Raw genomic sequence first — 26,207 nt, forward strand, 5'->3', positions numbered from 1 at the left:
AAAATCGGGAGCTATTTGAAAAACTTTCCTTCTCAAAACGATTACCCAAAAATCAATATAGGGCGACCCTTAAAATGCTATATAACTCAAAAAAATGAGAGGGTGCCTCATTTACTTATGAGACACCCTCTTGCACAATTTGATCTTTTTGCCCCAGAATCTTAATATTCTATCTGGGAAAAGGTTTTGTTGGTTTGAAACTACCAAGATAATCTCGTTAAACAACCATCAACCAAAACATCAATATCTGGTTAACTTAGTTTTCTTTGTTCATCTTCAATAATCATTTTCAGTTCATCTTCACTAGGTAGATTAATTAGATATTTAGATACAAACATCTGCTGTGGTAAACCAGAAGTAGCATATTTCACCAGATTCTCATTTTTATTTGCGCAGAGAATAATCCCTACAGGCGGATTATCATCCTCCTGCATTTCATTATCTTTATAATAGTTTAGATATACGTTCATCTGACCAGCATCTGCATGTGTAAATTCACCAATCTTTAAATCAAGCAGAACATGGCACTTTAATATGCGATGGTAGAATACCAAGTCTATTCGATAATGAGTATTATCAAATGTTATCCGTCTTTGTCTGGCTTCAAAACAAAATCCTCTACCTAATTCTAAAAGAAAACTCTGTAAATGATTAATGATAGCTTGCTCAAGGTCTGTCTCCGTGTATATTGCTTTTTCCTCTAATCCCAAGAACTCAAGCATATAAGCATTACGAAATACTTACTATCAAGCTCATATCTTATCCTTTCTTCTTCAATCAATTGCTTTAGCTCATTTTCGTCAGGAAGATATAATCGATACTTACTAGCAAACAACTTTTGATTTTCTGCCAATACAGAATATTTTATGATAGTCTCGTCCTTTTCTGTACACAAAATAATACCAATCGTAGGGCTATCATCATCGCTCTTTTTCAAATCATCATACATTCTTACGTACATATCCATCTGATCAATGGCTTCATGAGTAAGTTTATGTGTTTTTAATTCGAGTAATACGAAACACTTCAAATAATAATTATAAAAACCAGATCAATGTAAAAATCAGAAGTATCAGTAACGATATGCTGTTGGCGGCCACAAATGCAAAGCCCTTTCCTAACTCCATTAAAAATTGCTGCAGATGATTTATTAGTGCTGATTCTATTTTAGTTTCCGATTGTTCTTTATCCAGCGGTAAACCTAAAAACTCAAAAAGGTATGGGTCTTTAATAAAATGCGCAGCCTCCTTTGATTCATCTTCAGGAAGTTTAAGCATTCGTCCTAAATATTGACTATCAACGTTACGTTGTAATGTACGGCTATTCCAATTTCCGTCAATAGCGTGACCAACCAGCAGCACCCTAAGAGACTGATTATCAACCCGGCTTATAATCCGATAATGAGTCCAACTCAATTCAGGACGCACCGCGTCCCAAATCTGAAATGCCAGAAAAAAATTCCGCATATTCCTTAAGTTACTCTCATCAAAACCTTTTCCAAACTCTAAGGTAAGTTTAGTAGCAAGGCTTTTCAGAACTGCTCGCCCATATGCCGCCCTATTCTTACCATTTTGCTCATCCTCAATAATGAGCTTACCTATTTCCCAATACGTTTTTAACAATATCGTATTGGTACTCCTATAAACTGTTTTCCTTGCATGGGCTATTACCTTAGCAATACGCCTTTCCAGAAATTCAAATTTACCGGAAAGCAAACAGACTCAGGATCAAAGATTCCAAACACTGGTTGACGCAAAAAAAGAAAGAAAACACTTCTTTTACCTGGCATTAGGAGGTTTACAAAGCAATCTTTTTTTAAGGATCTGTAATGATAATAATTGTATTTTAGACATTAGTTATACCCTGTTTGACATATGATAAGATTTAACCCTAAATTATGCTTGACGGCGATCGGCATGATCATACTGCTGGTATCCGGCGCACATGCGCAAACTGCCCCTCCTACCTGGCCTCCACGTGGCCTGAGAAGAGACTCCATCACAGAGCATGATAGCATACGCAGTATCACGCCATTCTTTAAACCTGCAACGACGGCCCAAAAAACACCCGATGTCGACGGCTTTATCCAGCGTTGGTTGCTACTGGAGCCGATCAATAAGTCAATACAAAGCAATATTGTATTTACGGTTGACTACCTGAAGAAAGCATTTGACACCAGTTATTTCCCGGACCAGTTCACCGTTATTCCTAAAGATGGGGAAAAGGTAAAGGTGGGCGAGCAGGAACTGGCATGGCACGCCCTGGAAAGCCCGACGTTCAATGTGAAATTATTCCGTTTCGCCTATGGTCTTCACAAGCAAAGCTACTCGGTTCTGTTTTGGGCGGTAACCATAGTGAACAGTCCGAGCGAAATGAAAAATGTAAGGTTAGCCGTAGGGTCCAACGGCGGGTCAATGTGGTGGCTGAACGGAAAACAGGCAGTGATACTTGATGGCGACAGGCGTATGGTAATGGATGATGGCGCTTCTGCGCGCCTGACACTTAATAAGGGGAAAAATATACTACGCGCGGCGGTGATCAACGGCCCGGGATTAAGCGACTTTTGCGTTCGCTTTCTGGATGAGAACGGAGCGCCGATAAAGAACCTTACCATCACCACAAATTAATAGTAAATATGAAGACCAAAATAGTAAGCGTTATAGCTGCGCTTTCGATATATACCGGCGGGTCAGCCGTTGCGCAAATTGGCAAGCCATTTATACATGATCCGTCTACCATCGCACAATCGGATGGGAAATATTACACCTTTGGTACGGGTGGTGGCGGCCTGATATCCGATGATGGCTGGACATGGAACGACGGCGCCGTGCGCCCGGGGGGCGGCGCCGCACCTGATATATTAAAAATTGGCGACCGTTATCTTGTTGTGTATGGTGCGACCGGGGGTGGACTGTTCGGGGGGCACAATGGAAAGATATTGACCATGTGGAATAAAACACTTGACCCAAAGTCACCCGATTTCAAATATTCGGACCCTATAGTCGTTGCTTCATCCAATGGCATCGAAGATAATGATGCGATCGATCCCAGCCTTCTTCTCGATCCGGCCACTGGAAAGCTATGGTTAACTTACGGTACTTATTTTGGATACATCCGCCTGGTAGAACTTGATCCCAAAACAGGTAAGCGGGTAGAGGGCAATAAGGCCTTGGATATCGCCATTGATTGTGAAGCCACAGACCTGATCTACCGCGATGGATGGTACTACCTGTTAGGAACACATGGTACTTGTTGTGACGGGCCAAACTCCACGTATAATATTGTTGTCGGGCGCTCCAAAAAAGTGACCGGCCCTTATATTGATAATATCGGCAGGGAGATGTTAAAGGGCGGTGGTAAACTGGTGGTGGCGGCCGGCGAGAGGCTTATCGGCCCCGGTCATTTCGGGCGTACGGTTTTGGGAGATGGAATTGAAAAAATGTCCTGCCATTATGAAGCCGACCTGGACCAGGGTGGCCGAAGTGTGCTTGGCATCCGCCCCTTGCTGTGGAAAAACGGATGGCCGGTTGCGGGTGATAACCTCAAAGAAGGAACGTACGAAATAGCATCTGAAAGACGGGGATATGCCCTACAAATAGACGTTGATTTTACCCGGATGGCAGGTGTAGCGCGCGGCTTTAACCGCAACAACAATGAGCCGGTAAAACCTATTCCCTCTCAGGAGCTGGCGGACGTAATAAAGAATTGGCCAACCGGGAACATTGGTGTAACAATAGGCGACTATATGTTTCGCCCGCATCAGAAATGGACCATTACAGCCGTTCCCGGCGTGGGCGGCTACCTCGGGGGACCTTATTATAAAATAACGATAGCAGGAACAGGTAGAGCATTAGCGGCTACCGCAGACGCAGAAGTGATAACAGTACCTGAATTTACCGGCGCGCCCGAGCAATTATGGATGATAGATCAATTGACCGATGGAACATACCGTATTATGCCTAAAGTAGTTCCCAACTCGAAAGAGCAGTTAGCACTGGTATCCTTTGGGGACAGTTCACCGACATTAGCTAAGTTTGATATGAAGAGCGATAACTGTAAATGGGATCTCAGGACGCATTAATAGTGTTCACTTAAAATGATTACAGCCATCCACACATCGCATGCGGCATTGGTTAAATTTAACAAACCTGATTAGAAATCCACTGTGGGCGTCTGCAAGTGTTGGGGCTGGGGAGATTAGCGCTATTTCATCTAAATCTTTTTAGAAGCCTTAGCCGTTCTTAGGATTTGTTCTCCTGCAGGATGCCACATATTGATATATTTTGTTTTGGAATGAAGTGATCCTAGTCTCGAGTTAGGCTTTCCGTACTCGTGTCAGTACTGCCATAATCCGATTGGAGAATAAGCATCCCCTTTCAATAGCATTTCACCTTTCCAATGAACTTGACCTTTTTCATAACTATTCATACGAAACGGCTGAATAGTACTTCTCCGAAAAGCAATGGTTGTTCGTCTCGTTTGATCGAAGTAACTATAGCTTTTAGATGCGTAACTACGCTTTTTACCAAATGGTAAATTTTGCACTATGGAGTATTATAACTTTGCACTATGGAGCGATTTATTGAATACATATTGCAGTTTGGCAATTTAAATAAACAGCAAATTGATTTGATTAAGAGCAAAGCGACTGAAAAAGAACTGCGAAAGGACGAATATTTTGTTGAAGCAGGTAAGCAGTTCAATAGTGCTGTTTTTATTTTAGAAGGCATCTTGCGTATTTGCTATTATGACAAGAAAGGCGATGAAATTACTAAGTATTTTATTGAAGAAAATCGCTTGTTTTCAAATCCGTACAAAGGCGAACCAATGACGGAATATATTCACGCTGCTACAGATTGTAAACTTATAATCTTTTCACAGCAGGATTGGGCCGAGTTGGCCAATACAATCGTAGGCTGGAATGATATTAAAAATATGATATTTCAAAAAGTCTTAGTTGAAAAATTAGACCGGCGAAGTTCATTGGTTTCAGAAGATGCAACAACTCGTTACCTGACCTTTTTGGAAAAATTCCCAACAGTTGTTAATCGTGTTCCGCTGTCCTATATCGCGTCTTACCTGGGGATTACACAACAATCATTAAGCCGGATTAGAAAAAATATCCGTTAAAATTACTTTTTACCAAATGGTAAACGATTCCATTTGATACAAGGCTACTTTGCAATATTAATTTTTTAAACAGCACAAAATGAAATCCGTATTAATCACAGGATCCAATAAAGGTATTGGATTTGAAGTTGCGTGGCAATCCGCGAAAAAAGGAGTGTACGTTTACTTAGCCGCTCGAAACTTAGAAAGAGGTTGACAAGGATAGAACCTGCCTGTGAATACCCTTGCGTTATAATTAAGCTGATCAATAATAGCTTCTAATAACGCATTACTTATACAATGATCATTTATTAAAAACACAAAAATGAATAATTATGTTACTGTGCTTTGGGAAGCACAAGCAAAAGTAGGAATGGAAGCTGAAATGAAATCTTTTATAACAGGTGTAATCACTTCATCTCGTTACGATGCTGGATGTATAGACTATGAAGCGCACGAAGTGGAGGGACAGGCGGGGAAATTTATTATCATCGAACGATGGGAAAGTATGGATGCGCTGCAAGGACATTTAAATAGCACCCGTTCGCAAGAAAAAGGCCCTCAATTATTAAAAATGATGGAAGGGTCTATAGAAAATGGCATTCGCTTTTTGAAACCTTTCCGGCCTGTCAATTAACATGGAAAGAACTGCATCATCAAACGTATCAGGAATTAGGTATCGTTAAATTGTAGGCTCCAGGTAGCTTCTCATAAGGGTGCGCATTTCTCCTTCTCCGTACCGAAACGCAGTTAAAATATCAAAGCCTCCAGATATGTAATCTGAAGGCTTTTTTTACAGTATTATTGCTGACCAATAACCAGTGGTTGTCTTTCTTTCGTTTTATCGTATTCTATTTCTAAATAATAGATACCTGTTCTCAATCCACTTACATTAAGCTGTGCATTATTTACGTTCGCGTATTTACGCCTTCTTAAAAGATTTCCGTTCTGATCGTAAATATTTACATTGGTAATTTGCGGTGTTATTTTCTGCACCTGCGCTGTTGAAGGTTGTATATTCACGGTATTTGACGCGGGATTAGGTGATACTACAAAAGCCAGAGAACGCGGGCAACTGCTGTAAACTGTTACACCATCATGTATTGTCTCACCACAGGCATTTGTAGCTGTAATATTGACACCACCACCACCGTATACACTTACATAAGAAGATGAGGAGCCGGAGCTATATATATTGATCTGGCTGTTGGTTGTGGGTGAGCTGGTCCAACTCCAATTGCTAAGCGGCATATTGGGACTGGTATTGACCATCCATCCCTGCCATGCACCGTTACATGGTCCGCTCTGGCTATAAGTAATATTCATCTTAGATATTGTAGTAACAGCCATTGACGCGAAAATACAGTTTGGTAAACTGGCAGTAAGCGTGAAATTACCGGAGCCGGTCTTCGTTAAGATTACAGTATTACCGGAAGCATTGACGGAAACATACCCTGCAGGTGTGACAGTCCAGGTAACTGTTTGGCCGGCTGGTACACCGCTTACTGTATAAGTAGCCGATGAGCAGAAGGCTGAGGTACCGGAAATTACCAGGTTGGCATTAGGTGGTGCAGCACCTACACCTACAGCATACCAGGCGTCGGTAACTGCCTTGACCTGGCAACTACCGGCACCATATAATTCGATCGCGGCATTGATGGTTGCAGTCCGAGCATCGTTATACTGGCTGTTTGGCTGGAGCTTACCGGTAGATTCTGCGTTCCATACAATATCGGCAGCAATGTCTATTCCCTGCGCTGTTACGGAGTAACTATTCCCCAGATCATTGGTTCCACTTCCTCCCTGACTCAGCCGGTAGAACCAGTGACTGAGCACTGTACTGTTCTGATGAGGTTCATTATTATAGTCCCAGTAGGTACCGTGATAGGTATCGGGATAAGATAGTGAATTGGGATCACTCATAGAGCGAAGGCAGGGTTGTCCGTTCTTCATGATTTCGTCTCCTATCAGCCAGGGTTGTTTAAAAGGTGTAGCATAATTCTCTACTACAGCACCCCATATATCGCTGAGGCCCTCATTCAACGCCCCGGTTTCGGTGTAACCTGGGACAAGAGCAGCGGTTGCCTGGCAGATGCCATGCCCTATTTCATGCGCAATTACATCGAGTGAGGTCACTGCTTTAAACTGGGTTGTACCATCTCCGTATGTCATACTATGCATGGTGGGATCCCAGAATGCATTATCATTATTGGGATAATACAGGGGGTTAATCCCATGAAGATCGGCATGTACGTAACCAAATAATGTTGCACCCAGATTATCATAACTATTCCGGCCTCTCACAGCCGCCCAGTAGTCAAACACTTTCTCCGTACCCCAGTGCACATCATGACCTGCATTGCCGGTCGTCCAGCCAGTACCTGAATTACTGAAGTCTACCGCCGCTGAATAGTTACTCCCGTTTTGCATGTCCAGTGTCTGTATCTGTGCACTGAGTCCGTTGGTTGTTCTGGATTCCCGGAGTCGGTAACCTCCGGAGTAGGAGTCCATAGTCACACTTTGCCAGCCATTGTACAACGTCGTGACGAATCCGGGAGTATTGGTATCCATAATGAGCTGCTCTTTTCCGATTACATTTCCGGTGATAGCATCGACATATACGTTGTAATCACCCAACGGTGCTACAGCATAAATATGAAATTTGTAAGTCAGCCGGAATGAGTGAGTGATACTGTCATCCCTGGTGATCACCAGTTCTCCTTTAGGATAAAGGGTTGCTTTGGGATTATTGGTTGCTTCCTGATATCTCTTTTGTGTGAATTCATCCTCCCATCCGTAAGTTCGCGCATGAATGAAACTTAGCCCATTTTTCAGGGCTGTTTGCTCGTCTACTTTCAACGCTACTGACGGTTTGCCAATGTCCTGAAAAAAGCCATTAGCCGATTCAATGATGCCATTATGTGAATGCACAGCATAAGTACCCGAGGGTACTTTGTATCCCTTATAATACTGCTGATAAAGAAGATGATTACGGTCATTTTGTGTAATCACTTTATCCAGTCGCAGACTATCATCTGCTGACATTCTCAGGTTCTTTCTCATAAAACCCTGAGCGTCGGCAGTTGATTGAGGGCCTTGTTTGGTGTCGAGGCGCATGAATTTCACCTTACCGTTACTGGCGGTATCGGTTTCCAGGATAACCTGTTGTGCCCATGAAGTTGTCTGTAATAGCAGGAGGCATGCGAAGAGTAAAAGTTTGTTCTTCATAAGTGTAAGTATTCATTAAGGGTTAAAATGTATGTGGGAATAGGTCCTAAGGCGGTATTAACAACAATCGGTATGTGGAATAACATAACTAATGTAACCGAATAATTTTGAATTACAATTTATTTTAGCAGAGAGATAGATTCATAAAGATATGGGCATATGGATATTCTTATATATCTATATGCCCATATCCTCATCAACGATTATTTATGCTGATTATCTTTTTTAGGTGTAAGTCTTTTTATCAGATCATCTACAGTGAGGCTTTGTCTCTCGTAGCCCGCAAAACAACAAAAGCCTTGCTAAGCATGGGTTTTGTCGTTTTACTTGATTTGCTCTTTTTATCCGGGAATACTAATATTCAAGCTGGTAAAGTGTTTTATTGGTTCGAAACTACCAAATTTCCTGGCGCATTCTTTAAACCAGGAATAAGAAATAATTGAGTTGGTAAAAAAACAAGAGCAATATAAAAGTCAGAGGTATCAGTTTCTGTTAATATATCCCATCCTTGATGGTATATTGAGGGTATAATTAGAAAATTAAGCAGGAAGCTCAGCTTGGGGTGCTACTATTTGGTACATAGAAAAATAAGAGCAAAGCCACAAATTACTTAACGTATTCTGCGGCTTTGCTCTTCTGCTTTCTTAACAGATAAAGGTAATCGACGTTTTAAAACATCCAACTATTAGTATCTGGGTCTAAATCCAGGTCTTGGGCCGGATCTGGAGAAACGATTATTTTCTGGTCTTTCAGGTTTTGGACGAGCCTCATACACTACTATTGTCTGGCCAGCAACTACTGAATTATTCAATTCCTTAATTGCCTGTACTGCATTGGAATCGTCTGGCATTTCAACGAATGCAAAGCCTTTAGAACGGCCACTGTACTTATCATAAGCCACATTAATACTATATACAACTCCAAATGGGTCAAATAAAGACCATATTTCATCTTCAGTTGTTCTGTCACTTATATTACCTACAAAAATATTCACAGTTATAATTTTAATTAAACACACATACTGCTAAAAAACAGAAACTTAGGAAGAAAAAGAAACCCAAAATCAATCAGAAGGGACCAAATGCAACCTTGTTAAAGGTAGAGCAATAAATTGGGTAATACAGGATTAATTTATAGGGATATTACATTATTATTAAATTCTCTAATAAGTATTGCTGTATTAGTCCTAACAGATCACGAGCAGATTTAAAATTACTACATCCATAGACAAATAACAAATGTCGTCAAGTGATTTACAAATCAATAAAAATTTGAATTTCAGTCAAACCGATGGATTGTCAGCTGGGGTAATATCAGCATCTCAGTAGCATTTAGCGACTACTGCCCGATCGACCCGACTTTAAGAAGGAAATCCTTAAAGACCGTTCGCTGTAGGAGAGGCCCTACAGGGACATGCCAATATTCGCTTTGCATACCTACCAACCACTATGTATACCTGCCAACCATTATGCATACCCTCCAGCTGGCCGCAGGCTTCACTGAATACTGGCATGGAATGATGATCATTCAGAACAAAAAGATTGTGTAGATGCTGAAGGGGGCTTAAGCTGTAATTACCACTGCCTTCGTTTTCTTACAATTCCAGCGAAAAGGCTGTTGCTACATTTGATCCAGCAAATAGCAAATGATGGAACAACTATATAAACGATACCTAAAAGAAAGCAAAGCCATTCGGATGGAGAATGGGATCGTGATGATACCGGACATCAGTGGTTATACAAATTTTGTCAACAGCATTTGTATTGAAGCCGGCCGCTACATTACCCGGGAGTTATTGTCAGTGATTTTAGAGGCCAATAGTACCGGGCTGGAAGTCAGCGAAATTGAAGGTGATGCTATACTGTTTTACAAATTCGGTCCCAAGCCGCCGGTGAAAGCGATTGTAAGACAATATGAGGAGATGCTATCGTCTTTCAATACCAAACTCAGGGAAATAGAGGATATCGTCGGCCATAGACTGGACCTGTCTTTAAAACTGATTGCCCACTACGGATCATTTTCGGAATATAAGATCGGGGCCTTTAAAAAGTTATACGGTGAACCAGTCGTCAGGGCGCACGCACTGCTTAAAAACAACGTCGAAAGTAATGCTTATATACTGCTTACCGATTCGTTAGCAACCGTGCAGGCGGATGGACAATCCAGGGATTTTTTTTTAATCGAATATGACCAGCAAAACATTAACAATCACCATAAAAAAACAAAACATGGAACAGATTACCAAACCAGCATTCGACAAGTCAGCCTTCAACCCAATCTTGTTTAAAGGTTACAAGGTTGCCAAGAAGCTCGTTAAATACGGGTTCTACTTAGCCCTCTTTTATTTAGTTTATAAGGAATTTATGGATTGGAAATAACATCTTTGCTTCGCCTTTCGCCATTGACGGTATCATCGTCAATGGCTTTTATGATTGTAAGTGTCCCTACATTTGTGATCGCAGGCATTTAACGTAAAAAGCCATAAATTGCATGAGGAGCGAAAAAAGTGATTTTGTTTAAAATATGGATGGTTATATTAGTCACCGCATAGCAGTTCCTCCTACTTTCGAGGAGGTCTTTTCCCATTTTTATTATGCTGAGAATAAAACAGGCGAAACGGTTGTAAAAACCCTTATGCCTTCCTACCAAACGATTATGATTTTCAGCTTTGGGACACCGGCATCTTTTATCGCAAAAAACGGAGAGGAGATTACGGTAGAAAAGTGCATTGTTCTGGGGCCTATCAAGCATTCCTTTACTTATTCACTAGCGCCAGGCGCAGAGATATTTGTCTGCAATTTCAAAGATGATGCCTTCTTCCGATTCTTCATTCATGCAGATTTGAGCCAGGAGCTTGCACTGCATCCGGATGATCTGCTGCATCAGAACTGTTTTACCCTTCTTTGGTCAGAATTAAGGCAACTCAGCTGCAACGAAAAAAGGTCGGAAATGATCCTCAACTTTGCAAGGCCCTATTTGAGGAACCGCGATCGCATAGCTGAACAGATTGCCGGCTTTGACTCCACCACCTCCAGTGCTATCAAGGAAATTTCCCACAAAAACAAATTATCGGAACGGTCCATTCAACTGAACCACAAAAAACATTTCGGTTACACTGCAAAGGAATTTCATCGATATAAGCGGTTTTTGAAGGCGATTCAGTTATTACAGACGATCGCCAGCGAGTCTAAAAAAGTGGACTGGTTTGAAATTATTGCAGCATGTGAATTTTATGACCAGAGCCAGCTCATAAAAGACTTTAACCACTACCTCCAGCTTAGTCCGGCAAAATACCTGAAATTCCAGGAGGCCATCTGCAATCCCAAACTCTGATAACGCCAGTAGTTCCTTTACCTTACCTTTTACTAACCGATTGCCTGCAACAGTCATCTACCCAGGTTACGAGGAGGCATATGGTCGGGCACTTTTGCCTTGTTATAATTTTTAGCTTTGGGATAGGCGCAATTTTACTGCGTGATCACAAGCAAACGTATAACATCGAAATATACGCCCGCCTTCTTTGCACGCTTACTGCTAGCTTCCATAGCCAACGCACAGTCGTATAAACTGGAGGTTTACATCCAGGAAGCGTTCACAACGCAACGAAAAATTCAACCAACGTTCCTTCGATCCCAGACAAGTCTATCAACCTTCCGTTGGGAAACCTGATGAATTCCGTCTGTACACCCTTGAACAGTCTCACCCAAAGTGAGCATTTCAAATCCTTGTCTAACACCGCGCAAAATTTTAACCTGACAATTTCTATGACCTCGGTTGCTTACGGCAGTATGCATGTACAATAAACAAAAATAATTATGACAAACGTATTAAAGAAGAGCAGATTAATGTGTAGAAAACAATGTAGCGTCCTGTAAAAGGCAGCTGGTCAGTGAGATCAAAACGGCCTGGTATCAATACCGGCCACTGGTGTAGGAAAAAAGAAAGTTACCCAATTACCCAAGAACAATAATCGCAATCCCCATTTCGCTTTCTTACAATTCTTCCTGAGGAATTCGGTCGAATTTTGAAGTATAAAATAACAATGATGAAACAAACCAATATTTTAATTACAGGAGCCACCGGGAGCGTTGGAACGCAACTGGTAAAGAAGCTCGTTAGTAGCGATGTATCTTTCAGGGCGCTTGTGCGCACCAGGGAGCAGGGTGATTTGATGAGCGACCTGCCACAGGTTGAACTGACCGTAGGCGATCTTTCGGACCCATGCAGCCTGGCTCGCGCCCTGGAAGGTATTGATAAAGTGTTTTTGCTCACCAATTCTTCCGAACATGCAGCGCAACTGCAGCTCAATTTTGTCAATGCGGCCTATAAAGCAGGCGTCTCTCATATCGTAAAACTATCGCAGCTGGCGGCCTGTGTTACTTCTCCGGTTCGCTTCCTTCGTTACCATGCCGTAGTAGAAAACAGGATACAAGAGCTTGGAATGGACTATACTTTCCTACGCCCCAACCTGTTCATGCAGGGTCTCACTGCCTTTGAGCCATATATCAAATACGAAGGCAAATTTTATGGGTCGCTGGGCGACGCTCACGTAAGTGCAGTTGATACCAGGGACATTGCTGCGGTGGCTGCAGCGACACTGACAGAACCTGGCCACCGGAATAAGGTCTATAATATCACCGGACCACAGGCGATTACCCATGCAGAGATGGCCGACACTCTTTCCCGCGTGCTGGAAAAACAGATAGCTTATATCGACCTGAGCCCGGAGCAGATGCAGGGCGCTTTGACAGTAGCGGGGTTTCCGGCATGGCAGGTAGGCGGCCTCATTGAGGATTATGCCCATTATTCCAAGGGGGAGGCTGCCGGGGTCTTTAGCACTGTTAAAGACATTACCGGCCATGATCCCATCTGTTTTGAACAATTCGTCCAGGACTATCGCACATTTTTCTCTTAAATACAATTCACTCCATCATACATTAAAATCTAAAAGACATGAAAAAATTTATCTATAGCGCATTATCTATTATCGGGTTGATTATCCTTATAGTTGCAGGCCTGGAGATGTTTAGCTCCTATACTGCATCTGAGTCTATTAACCAAAATGCGCCGGTGAAGACTTACCAGCAAATTACTATCCATGCCACGCCGCAAAAGGTTTACCAGATCATGAGCGATATCAATCACTGGGCACAGTGGCATAGCGATGTTAGCGATCCCAGGTTAAATGGTCCTTTTGAAAAAGGCAGCAGCTTTGACTGGAAGAGCGGCGGGTTGACCATCCATTCAACGCTGCATACCGCCATCCCTGGCCAAAGGATAGGCTGGTCCGGTAAGGCGTTTGGCGCATTTGCCATCCATAACTGGTCCTTTATTGAGGAAAATGGCTACACGACCGTCAAAGTGGAAGAAAGCATGGAAGGGTGGCTGGTAAACATCATGCGGGGCAAATTCCAGAAAGGACTGGAAATGTCTCTGCAGGTATGGTTAAAGAACCTGAAGGCAAAAGCGGAACAATAAAACTTGTTCCTGGCTTTACCTTCTTTACCCAATGATCAGCCAACAACTTTAAAAACTCAGCTTTCGATATTGAAGCAACCCCGCTTTATTTCGGGGACTCTTTCAAATCTATTATTAATTACAGCATGGTTTTGTTCATATGGATATTTTGCAGATTATCTGACAAAAGAAAAGCATATGGGTGAGAAAGAGATTATGTATGACCCGTGTTTTTTGATAGGTGTGGGTTACATGGTTTCTGCGGCACCCAATGCAAAAGAATTTGCCAACAGTCTTCAAACCTCGTTCGGAAATTTAGGGGTGTCTTCAGGAACAGCAATCGGAGGATTTTTTATTAGCCAGTATGGAATATCAATAGCACCCTGGGGCGGAATTATATTCGGTGTTTTAGCAATTTTTGTCATCATCTGGCGTGCTTACTTAGATAGGTTTTATGAAAAAGAAAATAAGCATTTGTAAACCAGCAGCACTAGTAGAGTTAATTAACGTAACCGAATTTTGATCCGAATAATTATTCAAAAATCCGTTGCTTCTTATTCCATATTTCCCAATACTTCTCCTTTTTCTCGTCACTTAAAAAGGAGCTATTAATTAGTGTAAGTACTTCTGTATTGAAAGCCTGGAATTTCTTGTAAGTATTATATCTCACTTTTTCAGGAATATTTAATACTATACCCAATGCTTCAAAATCTCTCAATTTAATATTCTTCTTCTTCCCGTTAAGTAATAATGCCATTTCTTCCTGATCCTTGGGAAAAACCAGATTAACATTCAGCAGGTCATACGCGGGACTTAATGCAATTCTATTCTCAAGATGAAGTAAGGAAAAGTTTTTAAGGTGCATGTCATTATTCCCTGTGAGATAACAGAAAAGCAGTAATTCGAAATATTTCAGGACATCAAGCCCTGAATTAGTACAATATTGAAGTATTAGCTTTCCGGCTTTCTCATAAGATCCTTTATACTTATTCTCTGTCAGAAAACCAGATAGCTGACAAAAGTCCTCAACATGAATCTTTTTCCCTTTTTCCCGATCAAAGCGTCTGGCAAGGTAAACAAGGCTTCCATCGGTGGCTCTGAGCAACGTATGATTACAAATGAGGATATCAAATACTTCTGCAAGGTGCATCGTAAGGTCTTCTGTTTCTGGCATGGAGTTGAGCTGTTCATGTTGAGGTTTCAATATGTATTCGCCCCATAACCCTACTATTGTAAGTCTGCCATCATTTTTAACTCTTTGCAGTGTAACTGATAACTTAGGCTGTACACCTGTTATTGCTATATGCTGGCTAATAGTCTTTTCTGCCAGATCTTTTAAAAGCTGTTTGTCCAGGGTCAGCTCTGGCATGGTATCAGTACCAAAAAAACGTTTCGCACATTTACTGTGATATTCGTTGTCCCCAGAATTCTTATAGCAGAATAAACAATTAGGCATATTATTCAATTTCTTTTTCGGGTTCAATACTTACTGCACCGATAGTATCACTGCAAGTAAGTAATAATAATTCAAAGCGATCATTGCCTTTAACTTTCCAATGATCTTTTGCAATATCTAATAGCCACCCTTCAGGAATAAGTCCATCAAAAAAAGCGAACAAGGTAAAACTGTGATAAGGCTCTTTTTTTAAGGGCATGGTTAGACTAATTGGTTTTGCTGATGCATCATCCAAATAGCTTTCATGGTATAAAAACCTATAACCACCGTCGTATTCTGTAAGCGAACCAGCAAGAATGCTGTTATAATATACTTTTGCTGTTTTACTCATTAGATTTTGATTTAGTTGCAGGTATAAGTTCCATCCCAAATAAGTTAAGTAACTGATTCACCTTGTCCATACGCATGGTTGTCTTTCCCTGTTCAATTTCCCGGATTAGCCGTAATCCCACTCCTGATTTTAGGGATAGGTCTTCTTGTGTTAACCCGTTTTCTTTTCGCTTAGCTTTAATAGTTTTAGACAGCAAGTTCATTCTATACCTTTTAGGGTATAAAGATACGAAAGTGTTTAATATTATACCTTTTAGGGTATAATATTAAAAAATTGGTACGTTTAAAGCAGTTGTAAATCAACACACTATATTGAAAATCAGATTACAACGTCCGTTTATGAACGATTGCATGTTCACTTTTACTACACATGATTAGTAATTTACCCCCGGTCTCAACAATACGCAGGCAATATCATTGAGGTGCGCTTTAACTGTCGAAAAAAATCAGCCTGGTCTAAACTGGTGCGAAAGTTGGATCATATTTTTGTAAAACAGCTACCAGAAAATAAAGAGATTATTATTTATTCGGGTCTGAACAAATCAGGCTAAGCGCTAGTTTTTTTCATAAGTCTGTAATAAGTGTATGTGAAAACCAGGCCTCCTGCGAAAGCTCCTATTAAATAAAAAATAATTACCCGTTCATCAAATCGGGTACCTGTCAGACCTATTCCAAATCCTCTTGAGTATTCTGCTGGCAAGAAAGCAAGTACCAGGAAAACTGAAACTATTGCAAAGAGTACGCTAATGATAGATGCGAATATGAAATTACTATTTGCTAAAAACTTTCTGCAGCTAAAAATGCCAATAGCAAATAAGAGTATAATAGCAATCTTAACCGCTGGGCCCATTTCGTCAGCTACCTCCCAGATTTGAATAAGGAAATTGATGAGTTTATTGGAAGAATGAGTTTTCTGTTGGATTGGTGCAAAAGCGACAATTAACATACTTGTTCCGAACACTATTGTTACCCAAGATGCTAATAACGCCTTTAAAATTTGGCCGGTATGACCTGTGGCTTGTTTCATTTTATTTATTTTAAGCCAAAAATAAAAAAGGAACTGGAGTATTATACATTGTATTGAAAGTCACAGGATACTTATTAAACAGGGGTGTATTCCACTTCCTATTGGTGCTAAAAGAACACAAGCTGTTTCCCTTTTTCATGGCAATCAACTGCTAACTTCCATTGATACGCGCAAATGGATGTATAGGTCAAAGATACTACTGACAGAAGTAGTGAGTCTCATTCAGCGTTATAAATTGTCCGTCTAATGTTATGTTAGGTCAGAACATGTACTATTTGTCTCCACCCCCTCTCAAGAAGGCTGAAAAACAGTTGTTCTTGCCCCACAAGTTTTAAAAAACCTTCAGGTGGAAAGATTTGGATGCTTTTTTGTTATTGCTTAGGCGTTATTTTATATTAAATACCCCTGTTATATGCGCTTACAAGCTTCTACATTCTTTGAATTCTATGCCGAGTACCCCGTTACCAGTATTTTCATGCTACGTTCCAAAAGCGAACCTACCCAGATCATCAGGCAGGAGGCATTTTTGACAACACCGTTGCTACCAGTGGCTGAATACATAGATGGGTATGGCAATATTTGCCAACGGACCATTTTGCCAGCAGGAATTTCTACCATCGAAAGCAGTGTGATCGCTGAGTGCGACATGGATATTGATGTAGATACAGCCGCTGCATATGTAGCAATAGAAGATTTGCCGGATCATGTATTGCAATATCTGCTCCCCAGCAGGTACTGTGAAGCGGACAAGGTTGCAGCGCAGGCATTGGAGATTGTAAAGGATATACAATCCGCGTATGCACAGGTAGAAGCTATCCGGCAATGGTGTTATAATAACTTATTACGCCAGTATGGTACCACGAACAGTTCTACATCAGCTATAGACGTGTTGGGGAGCAGAACGGGGGTATGCAGGGACTTTACCCATGTAGCGATGGCGCTGTGCAGAAGTATAAACATACCAGCGAGGATGGTGGTGGGATACCTGCATGGACTAAAGCCGATGGATTTGCACGCATGGTTTGAAGCTTATGTGGGGAATCGATGGTATACTTTTGACGCGTTGATGAAGCGGCCGGTGGGAGGGCGGATTATTATGGCTTATGGGAGAGATGCGGCAGATGTGGCATTTGCGAGTCATTTTGGGAACGTGGTGTTGGTAAAGATGGAGGTAAAAGTAGAAGAGATCTAAATAGAAAAGCAACGGTTGTAGAATAAGCGTTATTTCCATACCGGAATTTTTATAAAACTGCCAGTTTAAAGCTGAAACTTATGTTTGTTACAAAAGCAGTATAGCCCCAATACAATGAAGCGATCGTCCAGCCGATGAACTGGTATTTCCAGTAGGGAGATATAGTTATTCTGGGCTTCAAAGACTGTCATCTTATTTAATCAAAGCAAGGTATTTATTGCCAGTACTGGAAAAGTGGGTACATGAGTGAAGTTTTTTGGGGGATAAGCGCCTGCTTTATGTTGTTTTATAAAGGAGGGGAGGCTACGGAAAGAGGCATTGCGGGGATTTTAAATATTATTACGTTCCTCAACAAACTGGTTCGACGTTCGAGAAACCTGGCAGCATATAACGGCCAGGTTTCTCTATTTCGTTATTTTATCTCTTTGAACTGTTATATTAAAATCCGGCAGTCCGTTTGTCTTACAGTATATCCAGGTCACGCGCGGTATAGTAACTCGGCACCAGTGGCCGGAAACCGGTTTTGTTTCGCAGCTTCGAAATATCCTGGACTCCCTGAAAAGGATCGTTGAGTGGTTCTGTTGTGGTATCAAATGTCTCAGCTGCTTTTCCGAAAGAATCGGCCAGTTCATACAAAGTGATCGGCGCATCGTCTGCAACGTTGAAGATCTCTCCATCCAATCCTTCGGTATTGAGCAGCAGGATCAGGGCCTGGGCGACATCCAGGTGATGCACCATATGCATGCGCGAGCCGGGGTGTCTTTTTAGCTTTTTCAGCAATGGGATGCTTTCTTCGATATGTGGGTCCTTATCTCCATAGACAAAGCCCAAACGCAGGATACGTACATCAAAACCCTTGTTTTGTTGCAAAGAGATCAGTTCCTGTTCAGCTGCGATCTTGCTGGAAGAGTAAGCACGGGGATCATTGATATCGACGTTTTCATCTTCCCTGGCCGGGCGACCATAACCGGCTCCATACACGTTAGAGGTGCTGGTAAAAACGAACCGTTTAACGCCAGCTTCCAGCGCTGCCTGTGCCAATGCGATGCTGCCCTCCCGGTTAGTCCTGATAATACCTTCGTTGTCGGTGAATGTACGGAATAGTGCCGCCAGGTGAATCACGGCGTCCATACCGGCAACTGCCGGCGGTAAAGTTGATGGTACATACAGATCGCCGGTAATAGCTTTTGCACCCATTTCGATCAGGTCGGTTGCTTTGGCAGCGTCTCTAACAAGGATAGATATGTCATACCCTTTTGCCAACAAGCGAGGCACCAGCCGGCGGCCCACTTTTCCTGTTGCCCCTGTTACTAAAATTTTCATAGTTAAATGATTTGATGTTAAGGGCAAAGTTCCTCCGAAAATGCAGGGACAGCCAATCACGATCAAACCAATTATTATGATTTTCAAACCTTCCGGAAAGCGTTTGGTGTGCTGCCGGTAAGCCGCTTGAAGTAATTGTTGAAATAGGCCGGATATTCAAAACCGAGCGCATAGGCGATCTCAGCTACACTCCAGTCGCTGTGATGCAACAACGCTTTTGCTTCGGCAATGACCCGCGCGGTAATATGAGCGGAGGTGGGTTTGCCGGTTACTTCTTTGACGGCCCGGTTCAGGTAGTTTACATGTATGGAGAGGTGGCTGGCGTAATCCTGCGCCGTACGTAAGGCGAGCGGATCGTTGTTGCGTTCTATGGGAAACTGCCTTTCAAGCAGGTCGGTAAATAAATGGGCGATACGTCCAACGCCGTTTTTTAAAGGTTGTACCTGCTGGGCAGGTTGTATGCGCAATGCTTCATGTATGATGAGTGTGATGCAGCTTTTGATTAGTTCGCCTTTATGAAGATAGTCTCCATTGTATACTGTCAATATCTTCTCAAATAAGCCGGTCATAAAGCCCGCCTGTTCGGTATTAAGGGGTATAACCGGGTTATCGCCGACACGGAAAAGCGGGGAATACTGTAAGTCCCGGCCGCTGATAAAGGTTTCTGTGAAGATGCAGGAGTAACCGCCGGTGCGGTTTACGCGACCGACAAGGGAATGCGGTATTCTTGGGTTGATGAAAAGAAGAGCCGTGCCTTTGATATCCAATAGCTGTCCGCCATAGTTGATCGTCATGTCGCCATTTACCAGGCCCATTTTATAGAAGTCGCGGCGGCCGGCCCTGACAGGCGACACCTCTGTGGATGAAGGAAGTGCATACACTTTAAACCCATTCAATCGCAGGTCTGCCAGATTCAATCCGGGAATATCCGTGGTCTCATGGAATGTCATATTACAAAGCTAATAAAAATCAAACTTTTGTTATAGGTGGATGAGCTTGGGTAAACCGGGGGTAAAATGGATGGGAAGAACATTTTATTATTGAGCGATGACCATGCCAGCATATGGCCTTATGGAGTTCCATTTAATATGCTGTATACCTGCTAAAATATGCTAAAGAAAAGGGCCTGTATCAAACGATACAGACCCTATTACCTGGTTTCTGGAAAACAGGTAGCATTTTACAATACATCTTTCAAACTCGTTTCTGCCGCCCCATCCTCAAATAACCTTGTGAACCCTGTTATTTCTCCATTCTTTCTTACAAACCTGATCCGGAGATAATCCTTATCCTCCATGGAGAACAAATCATTCTCCATCGGAATCAAGCGGGTTTTAGGGCCTCCTACCTTAGAATAATATAGCTGTCCATTCTCCAAAGAAATCATCCTTCCTCCATAAGTTCCTGTGTAACTTTTCAGGCTATCCGGCGCTATTGTAACTGGATTCAGTTTAGCTTTTATTGCCATCAGAGCCCATTGTGCGGGCATATTATCTGCTGGTGCCTTGCTCAGCACTTTTAACTGGGCGGTGAGTAATGCATCCTTTGCAGCTACCAGTACATCAGGTTTTACCCCTGTACCTTCCCAGTCAGTTTTGGTAATCGTGCTGATAGACCTGCCCTCCGGAATTGTAATAAAAAAATGATCACTTGCTTCCGCCTGCTCTATGGGGTGAGCGCCGCCACCGGTAGTTTCACCAACGATGGTAACGCGCTTCAGGTTCTGCAGACTATAACTGAAGTCTTCTGCGGCAGAAAAGGTCTGCTGACTGGTGAGCAGGTACACTTCTACCCTGGGCATTTTCTTTCCCGGCACATAGGGTAGTGTTTTATATTGTGTAAGATGATTGGTAGGACGCCAATAGATATCCGTCAGTGGTTGGGGCTCTCCTTCAAAGAAATAACTCGCCAACAGTTGTACCATATCTGTAGAGCCTCCTCCATTGTTACGGAGATCTATGATCACAGCATCAGCATTGCTGAGAAAGTTCATGGCCGTTGCAGCGGTGGCCCCACCTATAGCCGGGTCTTCAAAGTAGCTGAGGTTCAGATAGCCGGTGTTCCCGTCCAGGATCTTCACCTCTTTAAAACCGAAATTTTTCGCCCGGGCTATATCAGGATTATTCTCCATCACCGGGTGTTTTTCAATAGGACGGGGATCGAAATATACACGCAGGTGTTTGTCATGGCTAACCGCCAGTAAGTCTGTCGTGAGACGATCTGCAAATGCAACGGGGTCTTTGATATTCGCATATTGTCCATTCCCGGCGTTTGTATATAACTGCTTAGACATCTTTTCTGCCACTTCCGGGTATACATACAATGTCTTTAATTTTTGGGAGATAGAATCGATGATCCTGGATTTTTCATTTTTACCAAAATCCTGTGCCAATGCGGGTGTTGCTAATAATAACAGGTATACTAATGCCTTCATATTGATTGTTTATCGGGCACAATGTTAGATGTAAATGCCATATCTTTGTTTGTACAAATCGGCCAATCTTTTATGGGTATCATTAAAACCAGTCCCCTCTTCCTGGCGAAGTATGTCCAATGTTTTTACTCTGTTATTGAGAATGACAGTAGCCATACTGTTCATCGCCGCCTGCCCGATGGTACCTTAGACCTGGTTTTTAATTTAAGCGACGCTGTTAGTTTGTCACGCGATGGGGAGCAATTTAATCCTATGCCGGCGGCATCCCTGACCGGACTTTATCCTGACAGAAGTTTTATTTGTTATGCCAACAAGGTACATCTTGTAGGAGTTGTATTCCAACCTGGTACCGCGCATCTTTTTATAAATGACAGTCTTGAGCATATCAAAGCCTCTACAATAGATGCTGCCGATATCTTTGGAAAAGATATCTATATGTTGCCCGAACGGTTAGCAGCATTGCCTGACGAAGTAGCCAAACATTACTTTCTTGAAAAACTGCTCATGAAGTTTGTAGCCCATCGCAAGCAGGAGTATCATTTCAATAACATATTGCATGCAGTAAAAGGTATTCATGCTGCGGAAGGTAACCTTGACATCGGCGGGTTGCATGATACACACCTGATGAGCGAACGGAATTTTAGAAGAAAGTTTGTTGATTTTGTCGGCATGAGTCCCAAGCAATATGCGGGCATTATCAGGATCAAATCATTTAGTAAGCGATATAAGGCGTCCCGGCTGAATTGTAATAATATCCTCTATGACCTGGGATATAACGACCAGGCACATTTTAATAAAGATTTCAGGAAGATTGTGGGGGCTTCTCCTGGTGTGTATTTTAACGAAATGAACTCCCTGGCTGAAAATTTCATAGATCTGATATAATTAATTTTAAGCTATGCTCATCGTCTGCCATATTCCCTACCCGGAAATATAAAGTATCTCGTCGATATAAACATGCTATCCTGTCTGAGCTCCATATTAAATTACTGATTTTCAGCTTCCAGACAGGATCGTGTTCCGTGTTTTTGAGTAAGCATTCCTTTCTTAGTGGCTACCTTGAATTCTACATTAAAAAAATCAGCCACTTTAAAATTTTAAAAACATAATTTAGCGTCGTTAAGATTCCACTCAACCATATCTACTATAAATGGGTTCCCTCAGGTCTGTTATGTCAACAAAGACTGTCGTCTACGCTGTATATAACCATTATTAGTAAATCAACACCCTATGAGAAAAACCCGGTATTTAAAATTGATCATTCTTACAATTTGCTGCTTTTCAGAACTGTTTGCCCAGGCGCAATGTAGCCTGATAGGCTGGGCCAGTCAAAATGGAGGCGTAACAGGCGGAGGATCTGCTACCCCTACTGTAGTAAGCACCTATGATGCACTTAAAACCGCTATTACTTCTTCCAGCGTAAAAGTCGTGCATATATCAGGCACGATTACCATCCCTTCCGGCGGAAGGATTAATTTTCAGGATCAGTCAGCAAAGACAATTTATGGACTACCAGGTTCCAAACTGGTATCTAACGATCTGACCAAAGACGGTTCAGGAATTATCTATGTAAAGCGTGTATCGAATGTCATTTTCAGAAACATCACCTTCGAAGGCCCTGCCGCCTATGATACGGATGGATGGGATAATATGACCATCGACAACAGCACGAATGTATGGGTAGACCATTGTGATTTCCAGGATGGGATGGATGGCAACCTGGATATAAAGTCTGCCGCCGATTATATCTCAGTGACCTGGTGTAAGTTCTCTTACAATAAAGCGCCTGTTGCCGGTGGCCCGGGAGGATCTAACGATCATCGGTTCTCTAACCTGTTTGGCTCCAGTGATGGAGCTACAGGTGACAGGGGGAAACTGCGTATCACATTGGCCAACTGCTGGTGGGCGCAGGGTTGTAAAGAGCGGATGCCAAGGGTAAGATTTGGCAAAGTGCACCTGGTCAACAACTACTTCAATTCTACTGTTGCCGCTAAATGCATCATGGCAGGTTATGAAGCAGACCTGCTGGTGGAAGGCAACGTATTTGAAAACGTGAAAAATCCGATCGATCTGATGGACAATACATTCACAGCGATCACGCAAAGGAATAATATTTTCACCAATACTTCCGGCAACACATCAGGCAGTGGCACGTCATTCACACCACCCTACACACTGACAGTTGCTCCTGCCAGTACGGTGAAATCACTGGTTACTAATGGTGCGGGTGCTACTTTAACCAGCCCTGATTGTGGTAGTACAGGCACTGTACAATACACGCTAACCACTACTGCTGTTCCTGCAGCAGGAGGTACTATCACCGGAGCGGGCACCTATACTGGCGGTACGGTAGTGACACTAACTGCGACAGCTGCTGCGGGTTACACATTCACCGGGTGGACCGGCGACGCCTCCGGTACTTCCGGCACTACTACAACAACAATGAATGCCACAAAATCAGTGACGGGAAACTTCCAGGCAACCAGCTCTTCGGGCACTTCCACCATTAGGATAGAAGACAATGCCACTACTGGTCTGTGTAGCTATGATGGAGCCATCAGCAGCAATTCCGGGGCGGATAACGGCGCTGTCATCAATCTCTCCAATGCGTCAGGAAAAGGAGTGACGTGGCGTATCAATGCTCCAACTGCAGGTATCTACACGCTCAACTGGCGGTATGTAAACAGTGGTAGCAGTAACGCATATATCCTGGCATTACTCGTGAATGGCAGTACGATTAACAGTGCGCTATCATTTCCGAAAACCAGTAATAGTACAACTTTCTCAAACGCAACCACCTCTGTATCGCTGAAAGCGGGCGTGAATATGATCCGCCTGGAATCTACTGTAGCCAATGCAACTGCGGATATTGACTGGATGGAAGTGACAGGGGACTCACCTGCTGCTGCAAGCTGTGCTACATCAAATAAAACAGGCAGCCAACTTGCTATCAGTGATGAAGTAGTTGAAAGTAAGCTGAGTAGTATTTATCCGAACCCGACACGTGGCAATACTGCGATCAACCTGGTGCTTGCGAAAAATGAGCAGGGTATGATCCGCTTATTTAATGCACAGGGGAGGCTGGTAAAAGATCTGGCGGTGGTACAGTCAACTGCAGCTGGTACACAACAAGTATATTACAATTTCAGTGGACAGACGCCAGGACTCTATTTTGTGACCTTTATTAATAGCAAGGGTACAAAATCGACCAGTAAACTGGTGATAGAACAGTAAACATTGCATATAAAATCAGCGCAGGCGCGGTATCGGGAGTAATCAAACTGATTATTCCCGTTTTTTTTATGGATATGGACTGCTACCTGCATTCCAGGTGCATTCATACTGGTTGACCGGGTTTGTGCAGCTGGTAAAGCAGGCGGGTGTGTTGCGAAACGAAAGAACTGGTAAATAACGAGCTTTTCAGCAGGGTGACTATGAATGATAAATGAAGGAATATGGGTTATTGTGGGGCTAAAATGGGAATCGGATTGGCTTACTGATGGTAATAAAGTATTCAAAAATTTACGGCTGCTGCAAGCAGCATTAATCAGGTTAAGAAAATATTTTTGATTTAATGCAAAACAAATTTGGTAGTGTATAATCATTTATGCATCTTTGCACCCTCATTGTGAGGTAGAGCAGAGGTAGCTCGTCGGGCTCATAACCCGAAGGTCAGAGGTTCGAATCCTCTCCTCGCTACAAATAAAAGCCTTCAGATCTTTCGATTTGAAGGCTTTTTTCATTTCCATCATTCTCTGGTCCTATAGCTTCCTGCCGTTGAAATTGTAATCATTGCAATTCCTTTATTTCATTCATGGCAGCTGGTGATACTACATGGTGCATTCTGGCTATCTGATCTGCCTTTAAGCTATACTCTTCTTTGGGATGTTCCACAATGAAGATGTGATAACGGGCACAAAAAACACCAATACGGTTACTACAGATATTGTTACATCCGCCGTATGGCTTGCCAGCAATTGACTAAACACATGATTGGGAAAGAAGTGTTCAAAGAGTGACAGCAACAGCTTCAAACCTAATATACCAATTACAATGAACGCGGCCGTTTCCAGAAAGGCATACTTTTCCATGAGCTTAACAAACCACTGTGCGATAAAGCGCATCGCAAAAATACCAATGAAGACACCGGTGCAAACAAGGATGATATTTGGAGAAAAGGCGACTGCCGCAAACACATTGTCAATAGAGAATGCCATATCCATGATTTCAACTATACAGACAGTGGCCCAGAAGTTGCCCATAGCACCTACAGTCATCTTGTACAGCCAGTTGTTAGACTTGTCAATTGCCTCTTCTTCCTCGTTGCTACCACGGTACCAATCGTATACCAGGTACAATAGATATAATCCGCCCAATGGCTTCAGCCACCAGATCTTTACCAGCACAGCAGCAAAGATCATGGCTAATCCGCGAAATATATAGGCGCCCCAGATACCGAACTTAAGGGCTTTCCCTCTTTCATGTACGGGGAGGTCCATTACGATTGTTGCCAGTACAGCCGCGTTATCCACAGACAACAAGCTTTCTATGATAATGAGATTACAAATGACAGCGATACTCGTTCCTGGATGAGCGATAATATCGTTCCAGAGTAAGGATAAATCCTGTGATATATTCATTTATGGGAATT

The 26,207-nt window shown here is 42.5% G+C and carries 24 protein-coding genes and 1 tRNA gene; 13 read left to right on the top strand and 12 right to left on the bottom strand.

Annotated elements, in window-relative coordinates; all coding sequences use genetic code 11:
• Positions 1-251 precede the first annotated feature (251 nt).
• Together ABDW33_RS22500 and ABDW33_RS22505 are read right to left on the bottom strand one after the other, a co-directional pair.
• Entirely contained in the window at positions 252-722 is a 471-nt protein-coding gene (locus ABDW33_RS22500) for a PDDEXK nuclease domain-containing protein (protein WP_343692353.1), read from the bottom strand.
• A gap of 315 nt (positions 723-1,037) precedes the next feature.
• Positions 1,038-1,715, bottom strand: a complete 678-nt coding sequence (locus ABDW33_RS22505) for a PDDEXK nuclease domain-containing protein (protein ID WP_343692354.1) — start codon at positions 1,713-1,715, stop codon at positions 1,038-1,040.
• A gap of 159 nt (positions 1,716-1,874) precedes the next feature.
• On the opposite strand from ABDW33_RS22505, the gene ABDW33_RS22510 reads away from it, so the two are divergent.
• From ABDW33_RS22510 to ABDW33_RS22525, 4 genes are all read left to right on the top strand, one after another.
• Positions 1,875-2,627, top strand: coding sequence for a hypothetical protein (locus tag ABDW33_RS22510; protein WP_343692355.1), 753 nt, complete (start codon positions 1,875-1,877; stop codon positions 2,625-2,627).
• An 8-nt stretch (positions 2,628-2,635) separates the two neighbouring features.
• Entirely contained in the window at positions 2,636-4,081 is a 1,446-nt protein-coding gene (locus tag ABDW33_RS22515; RefSeq protein ID WP_343692356.1) for a family 43 glycosylhydrolase, read from the top strand.
• Positions 4,082-4,569: 488 nt separating this feature from the next.
• The gene (locus ABDW33_RS22520) at positions 4,570-5,130 is read left to right on the top strand and encodes a Crp/Fnr family transcriptional regulator (RefSeq protein WP_343692357.1); all 561 of its coding nucleotides are present in this window, start codon (positions 4,570-4,572) and stop codon (positions 5,128-5,130) included.
• Between the two features lie 304 nt (positions 5,131-5,434).
• The gene (locus ABDW33_RS22525) at positions 5,435-5,746 is read left to right on the top strand and encodes an antibiotic biosynthesis monooxygenase (protein ID WP_343692358.1); all 312 of its coding nucleotides are present in this window, start codon (positions 5,435-5,437) and stop codon (positions 5,744-5,746) included.
• Positions 5,747-5,910: 164 nt separating this feature from the next.
• Here ABDW33_RS22525 and ABDW33_RS22530 read toward each other — a convergent pair whose 3' ends face one another.
• Positions 5,911-8,337: a M4 family metallopeptidase gene (locus ABDW33_RS22530; RefSeq protein WP_343692359.1), complete on the bottom strand. Its 2,427-nt coding sequence runs from the start codon at positions 8,335-8,337 to the stop codon at positions 5,911-5,913.
• A gap of 685 nt (positions 8,338-9,022) precedes the next feature.
• On the bottom strand, positions 9,023-9,331 hold the full coding sequence (locus ABDW33_RS22535) for an RNA-binding protein (protein WP_149695632.1): 309 nt from the start codon (positions 9,329-9,331) through the stop codon (positions 9,023-9,025).
• Positions 9,332-9,985: 654 nt separating this feature from the next.
• Between ABDW33_RS22535 and ABDW33_RS22540 the strand changes: the two genes are divergently transcribed.
• From ABDW33_RS22540 to ABDW33_RS22560, 5 genes are all read left to right on the top strand, one after another.
• Complete coding sequence (locus tag ABDW33_RS22540) at positions 9,986-10,624, top strand: DUF2652 domain-containing protein (RefSeq protein ID WP_343692360.1); 639 nt, start codon at positions 9,986-9,988, stop codon at positions 10,622-10,624.
• 236 nt (positions 10,625-10,860) lie between these two features.
• Positions 10,861-11,670 (top strand): helix-turn-helix domain-containing protein, encoded by an 810-nt coding sequence (locus tag ABDW33_RS22545; RefSeq protein ID WP_343692361.1) that lies wholly within the window; start codon positions 10,861-10,863, stop codon positions 11,668-11,670.
• Between the two features lie 709 nt (positions 11,671-12,379).
• On the top strand, positions 12,380-13,252 hold the full coding sequence (locus tag ABDW33_RS22550; protein ID WP_343692362.1) for an SDR family oxidoreductase: 873 nt from the start codon (positions 12,380-12,382) through the stop codon (positions 13,250-13,252).
• A gap of 38 nt (positions 13,253-13,290) precedes the next feature.
• Positions 13,291-13,815: an SRPBCC family protein gene (locus tag ABDW33_RS22555; protein WP_343692363.1), complete on the top strand. Its 525-nt coding sequence runs from the start codon at positions 13,291-13,293 to the stop codon at positions 13,813-13,815.
• Between the two features lie 3 nt (positions 13,816-13,818).
• Positions 13,819-14,274, top strand: a complete 456-nt coding sequence (locus ABDW33_RS22560; protein ID WP_343692364.1) for a hypothetical protein — start codon at positions 13,819-13,821, stop codon at positions 14,272-14,274.
• A gap of 52 nt (positions 14,275-14,326) precedes the next feature.
• Here the strand turns inward: ABDW33_RS22560 and ABDW33_RS22565 are convergent, their stop codons facing one another.
• The 4 genes from ABDW33_RS22565 to ABDW33_RS22580 all read right to left on the bottom strand — a co-directional run bounded on the left by ABDW33_RS22565 (position 14,327) and on the right by ABDW33_RS22580 (position 16,607).
• Positions 14,327-15,250 (bottom strand): HipA domain-containing protein, encoded by a 924-nt coding sequence (locus ABDW33_RS22565; RefSeq protein ID WP_343692365.1) that lies wholly within the window; start codon positions 15,248-15,250, stop codon positions 14,327-14,329.
• A gap of 1 nt (position 15,251) precedes the next feature.
• Positions 15,252-15,581, bottom strand: coding sequence for a HipA N-terminal domain-containing protein (locus tag ABDW33_RS22570; protein WP_343692366.1), 330 nt, complete (start codon positions 15,579-15,581; stop codon positions 15,252-15,254).
• Positions 15,574-15,783: a helix-turn-helix transcriptional regulator gene (locus ABDW33_RS22575; RefSeq protein WP_343692367.1), complete on the bottom strand. Its 210-nt coding sequence runs from the start codon at positions 15,781-15,783 to the stop codon at positions 15,574-15,576. The genes ABDW33_RS22570 and ABDW33_RS22575 overlap by 8 nt, the downstream gene beginning before the upstream one ends.
• Before the next feature lie 344 nt (positions 15,784-16,127).
• Entirely contained in the window at positions 16,128-16,607 is a 480-nt protein-coding gene (locus tag ABDW33_RS22580; protein WP_343692368.1) for a hypothetical protein, read from the bottom strand.
• 412 nt (positions 16,608-17,019) lie between these two features.
• Here ABDW33_RS22580 and ABDW33_RS22585 point away from each other — a divergent pair, with 412 nt between their 5' ends.
• Positions 17,020-17,799 carry a transglutaminase family protein gene (locus ABDW33_RS22585; protein ID WP_343692369.1) on the top strand — a complete coding sequence of 260 codons (780 nt, stop codon included), beginning with the start codon at positions 17,020-17,022 and terminating at the stop codon, positions 17,797-17,799.
• Positions 17,800-18,261: 462 nt separating this feature from the next.
• On the opposite strand, the gene ABDW33_RS22590 is transcribed toward ABDW33_RS22585, so the two are convergent.
• The 3 genes from ABDW33_RS22590 to ABDW33_RS22600 form a co-directional block, all read right to left on the bottom strand.
• Entirely contained in the window at positions 18,262-19,122 is an 861-nt protein-coding gene (locus tag ABDW33_RS22590) for an NAD-dependent epimerase/dehydratase family protein (protein WP_343692370.1), read from the bottom strand.
• An 83-nt stretch (positions 19,123-19,205) separates the two neighbouring features.
• Entirely contained in the window at positions 19,206-20,072 is an 867-nt protein-coding gene (locus ABDW33_RS22595) for a helix-turn-helix domain-containing protein (RefSeq protein ID WP_343692371.1), read from the bottom strand.
• Between the two features lie 230 nt (positions 20,073-20,302).
• Positions 20,303-21,556, bottom strand: coding sequence for a S41 family peptidase (locus ABDW33_RS22600; RefSeq protein ID WP_343692372.1), 1,254 nt, complete (start codon positions 21,554-21,556; stop codon positions 20,303-20,305).
• A gap of 72 nt (positions 21,557-21,628) precedes the next feature.
• Here ABDW33_RS22600 and ABDW33_RS22605 point away from each other — a divergent pair, with 72 nt between their 5' ends.
• The 3 genes from ABDW33_RS22605 (at position 21,629) to ABDW33_RS22615 (ending at position 25,255) form a co-directional block, all read left to right on the top strand.
• Positions 21,629-22,441 (top strand): helix-turn-helix transcriptional regulator, encoded by an 813-nt coding sequence (locus tag ABDW33_RS22605; RefSeq protein ID WP_343692373.1) that lies wholly within the window; start codon positions 21,629-21,631, stop codon positions 22,439-22,441.
• Positions 22,442-22,786: 345 nt separating this feature from the next.
• On the top strand, positions 22,787-24,790 hold the full coding sequence (locus ABDW33_RS22610; RefSeq protein WP_343692374.1) for a T9SS type A sorting domain-containing protein: 2,004 nt from the start codon (positions 22,787-22,789) through the stop codon (positions 24,788-24,790).
• Positions 24,791-25,183: 393 nt separating this feature from the next.
• A tRNA-Met gene (locus ABDW33_RS22615) sits at positions 25,184-25,255 on the top strand.
• Between the two features lie 164 nt (positions 25,256-25,419).
• On the opposite strand, the gene ABDW33_RS22620 is transcribed toward ABDW33_RS22615, so the two are convergent.
• Positions 25,420-26,196 carry a DUF475 domain-containing protein gene (locus ABDW33_RS22620; protein ID WP_343692375.1) on the bottom strand — a complete coding sequence of 259 codons (777 nt, stop codon included), beginning with the start codon at positions 26,194-26,196 and terminating at the stop codon, positions 25,420-25,422.
• Positions 26,197-26,207 lie beyond the last annotated feature (11 nt).

Source organism: Chitinophaga sp. (assembly GCF_039596155.1).
Lineage (GTDB): Bacteria > Bacteroidota > Bacteroidia > Chitinophagales > Chitinophagaceae > Chitinophaga.

Excerpts from the sequence above, each read along its gene's own strand:
- ABDW33_RS22500 (WP_343692353.1), bottom strand. The coding sequence starts at position 722 with ATGCTTGAGTTCTTGGGATTAGAGGAAAAAGCAATATACACGGAGACA.
- ABDW33_RS22510 (WP_343692355.1), top strand. The coding sequence starts at position 1,875 with ATGATAAGATTTAACCCTAAATTATGCTTGACGGCGATCGGCATGATC.
- ABDW33_RS22515 (WP_343692356.1), top strand. The coding sequence starts at position 2,636 with ATGAAGACCAAAATAGTAAGCGTTATAGCTGCGCTTTCGATATATACC.
- ABDW33_RS22520 (WP_343692357.1), top strand. The coding sequence starts at position 4,570 with ATGGAGCGATTTATTGAATACATATTGCAGTTTGGCAATTTAAATAAA.
- ABDW33_RS22525 (WP_343692358.1), top strand. The coding sequence starts at position 5,435 with ATGAATAATTATGTTACTGTGCTTTGGGAAGCACAAGCAAAAGTAGGA.
- ABDW33_RS22530 (WP_343692359.1), bottom strand. The coding sequence starts at position 8,337 with ATGAAGAACAAACTTTTACTCTTCGCATGCCTCCTGCTATTACAGACA.
- ABDW33_RS22540 (WP_343692360.1), top strand. The coding sequence starts at position 9,986 with ATGGAACAACTATATAAACGATACCTAAAAGAAAGCAAAGCCATTCGG.
- ABDW33_RS22545 (WP_343692361.1), top strand. The coding sequence starts at position 10,861 with ATGGATGGTTATATTAGTCACCGCATAGCAGTTCCTCCTACTTTCGAG.
- ABDW33_RS22550 (WP_343692362.1), top strand. The coding sequence starts at position 12,380 with ATGATGAAACAAACCAATATTTTAATTACAGGAGCCACCGGGAGCGTT.
- ABDW33_RS22555 (WP_343692363.1), top strand. The coding sequence starts at position 13,291 with ATGAAAAAATTTATCTATAGCGCATTATCTATTATCGGGTTGATTATC.
- ABDW33_RS22565 (WP_343692365.1), bottom strand. The coding sequence starts at position 15,250 with ATGCCTAATTGTTTATTCTGCTATAAGAATTCTGGGGACAACGAATAT.
- ABDW33_RS22570 (WP_343692366.1), bottom strand. The coding sequence starts at position 15,581 with ATGAGTAAAACAGCAAAAGTATATTATAACAGCATTCTTGCTGGTTCG.
- ABDW33_RS22575 (WP_343692367.1), bottom strand. The coding sequence starts at position 15,783 with ATGAACTTGCTGTCTAAAACTATTAAAGCTAAGCGAAAAGAAAACGGG.
- ABDW33_RS22580 (WP_343692368.1), bottom strand. The coding sequence starts at position 16,607 with ATGAAACAAGCCACAGGTCATACCGGCCAAATTTTAAAGGCGTTATTA.
- ABDW33_RS22585 (WP_343692369.1), top strand. The coding sequence starts at position 17,020 with ATGCGCTTACAAGCTTCTACATTCTTTGAATTCTATGCCGAGTACCCC.
- ABDW33_RS22590 (WP_343692370.1), bottom strand. The coding sequence starts at position 19,122 with ATGAAAATTTTAGTAACAGGGGCAACAGGAAAAGTGGGCCGCCGGCTG.
- ABDW33_RS22595 (WP_343692371.1), bottom strand. The coding sequence starts at position 20,072 with ATGACATTCCATGAGACCACGGATATTCCCGGATTGAATCTGGCAGAC.
- ABDW33_RS22600 (WP_343692372.1), bottom strand. The coding sequence starts at position 21,556 with ATGAAGGCATTAGTATACCTGTTATTATTAGCAACACCCGCATTGGCA.
- ABDW33_RS22605 (WP_343692373.1), top strand. The coding sequence starts at position 21,629 with ATGGGTATCATTAAAACCAGTCCCCTCTTCCTGGCGAAGTATGTCCAA.
- ABDW33_RS22610 (WP_343692374.1), top strand. The coding sequence starts at position 22,787 with ATGAGAAAAACCCGGTATTTAAAATTGATCATTCTTACAATTTGCTGC.
- ABDW33_RS22620 (WP_343692375.1), bottom strand. The coding sequence starts at position 26,196 with ATGAATATATCACAGGATTTATCCTTACTCTGGAACGATATTATCGCT.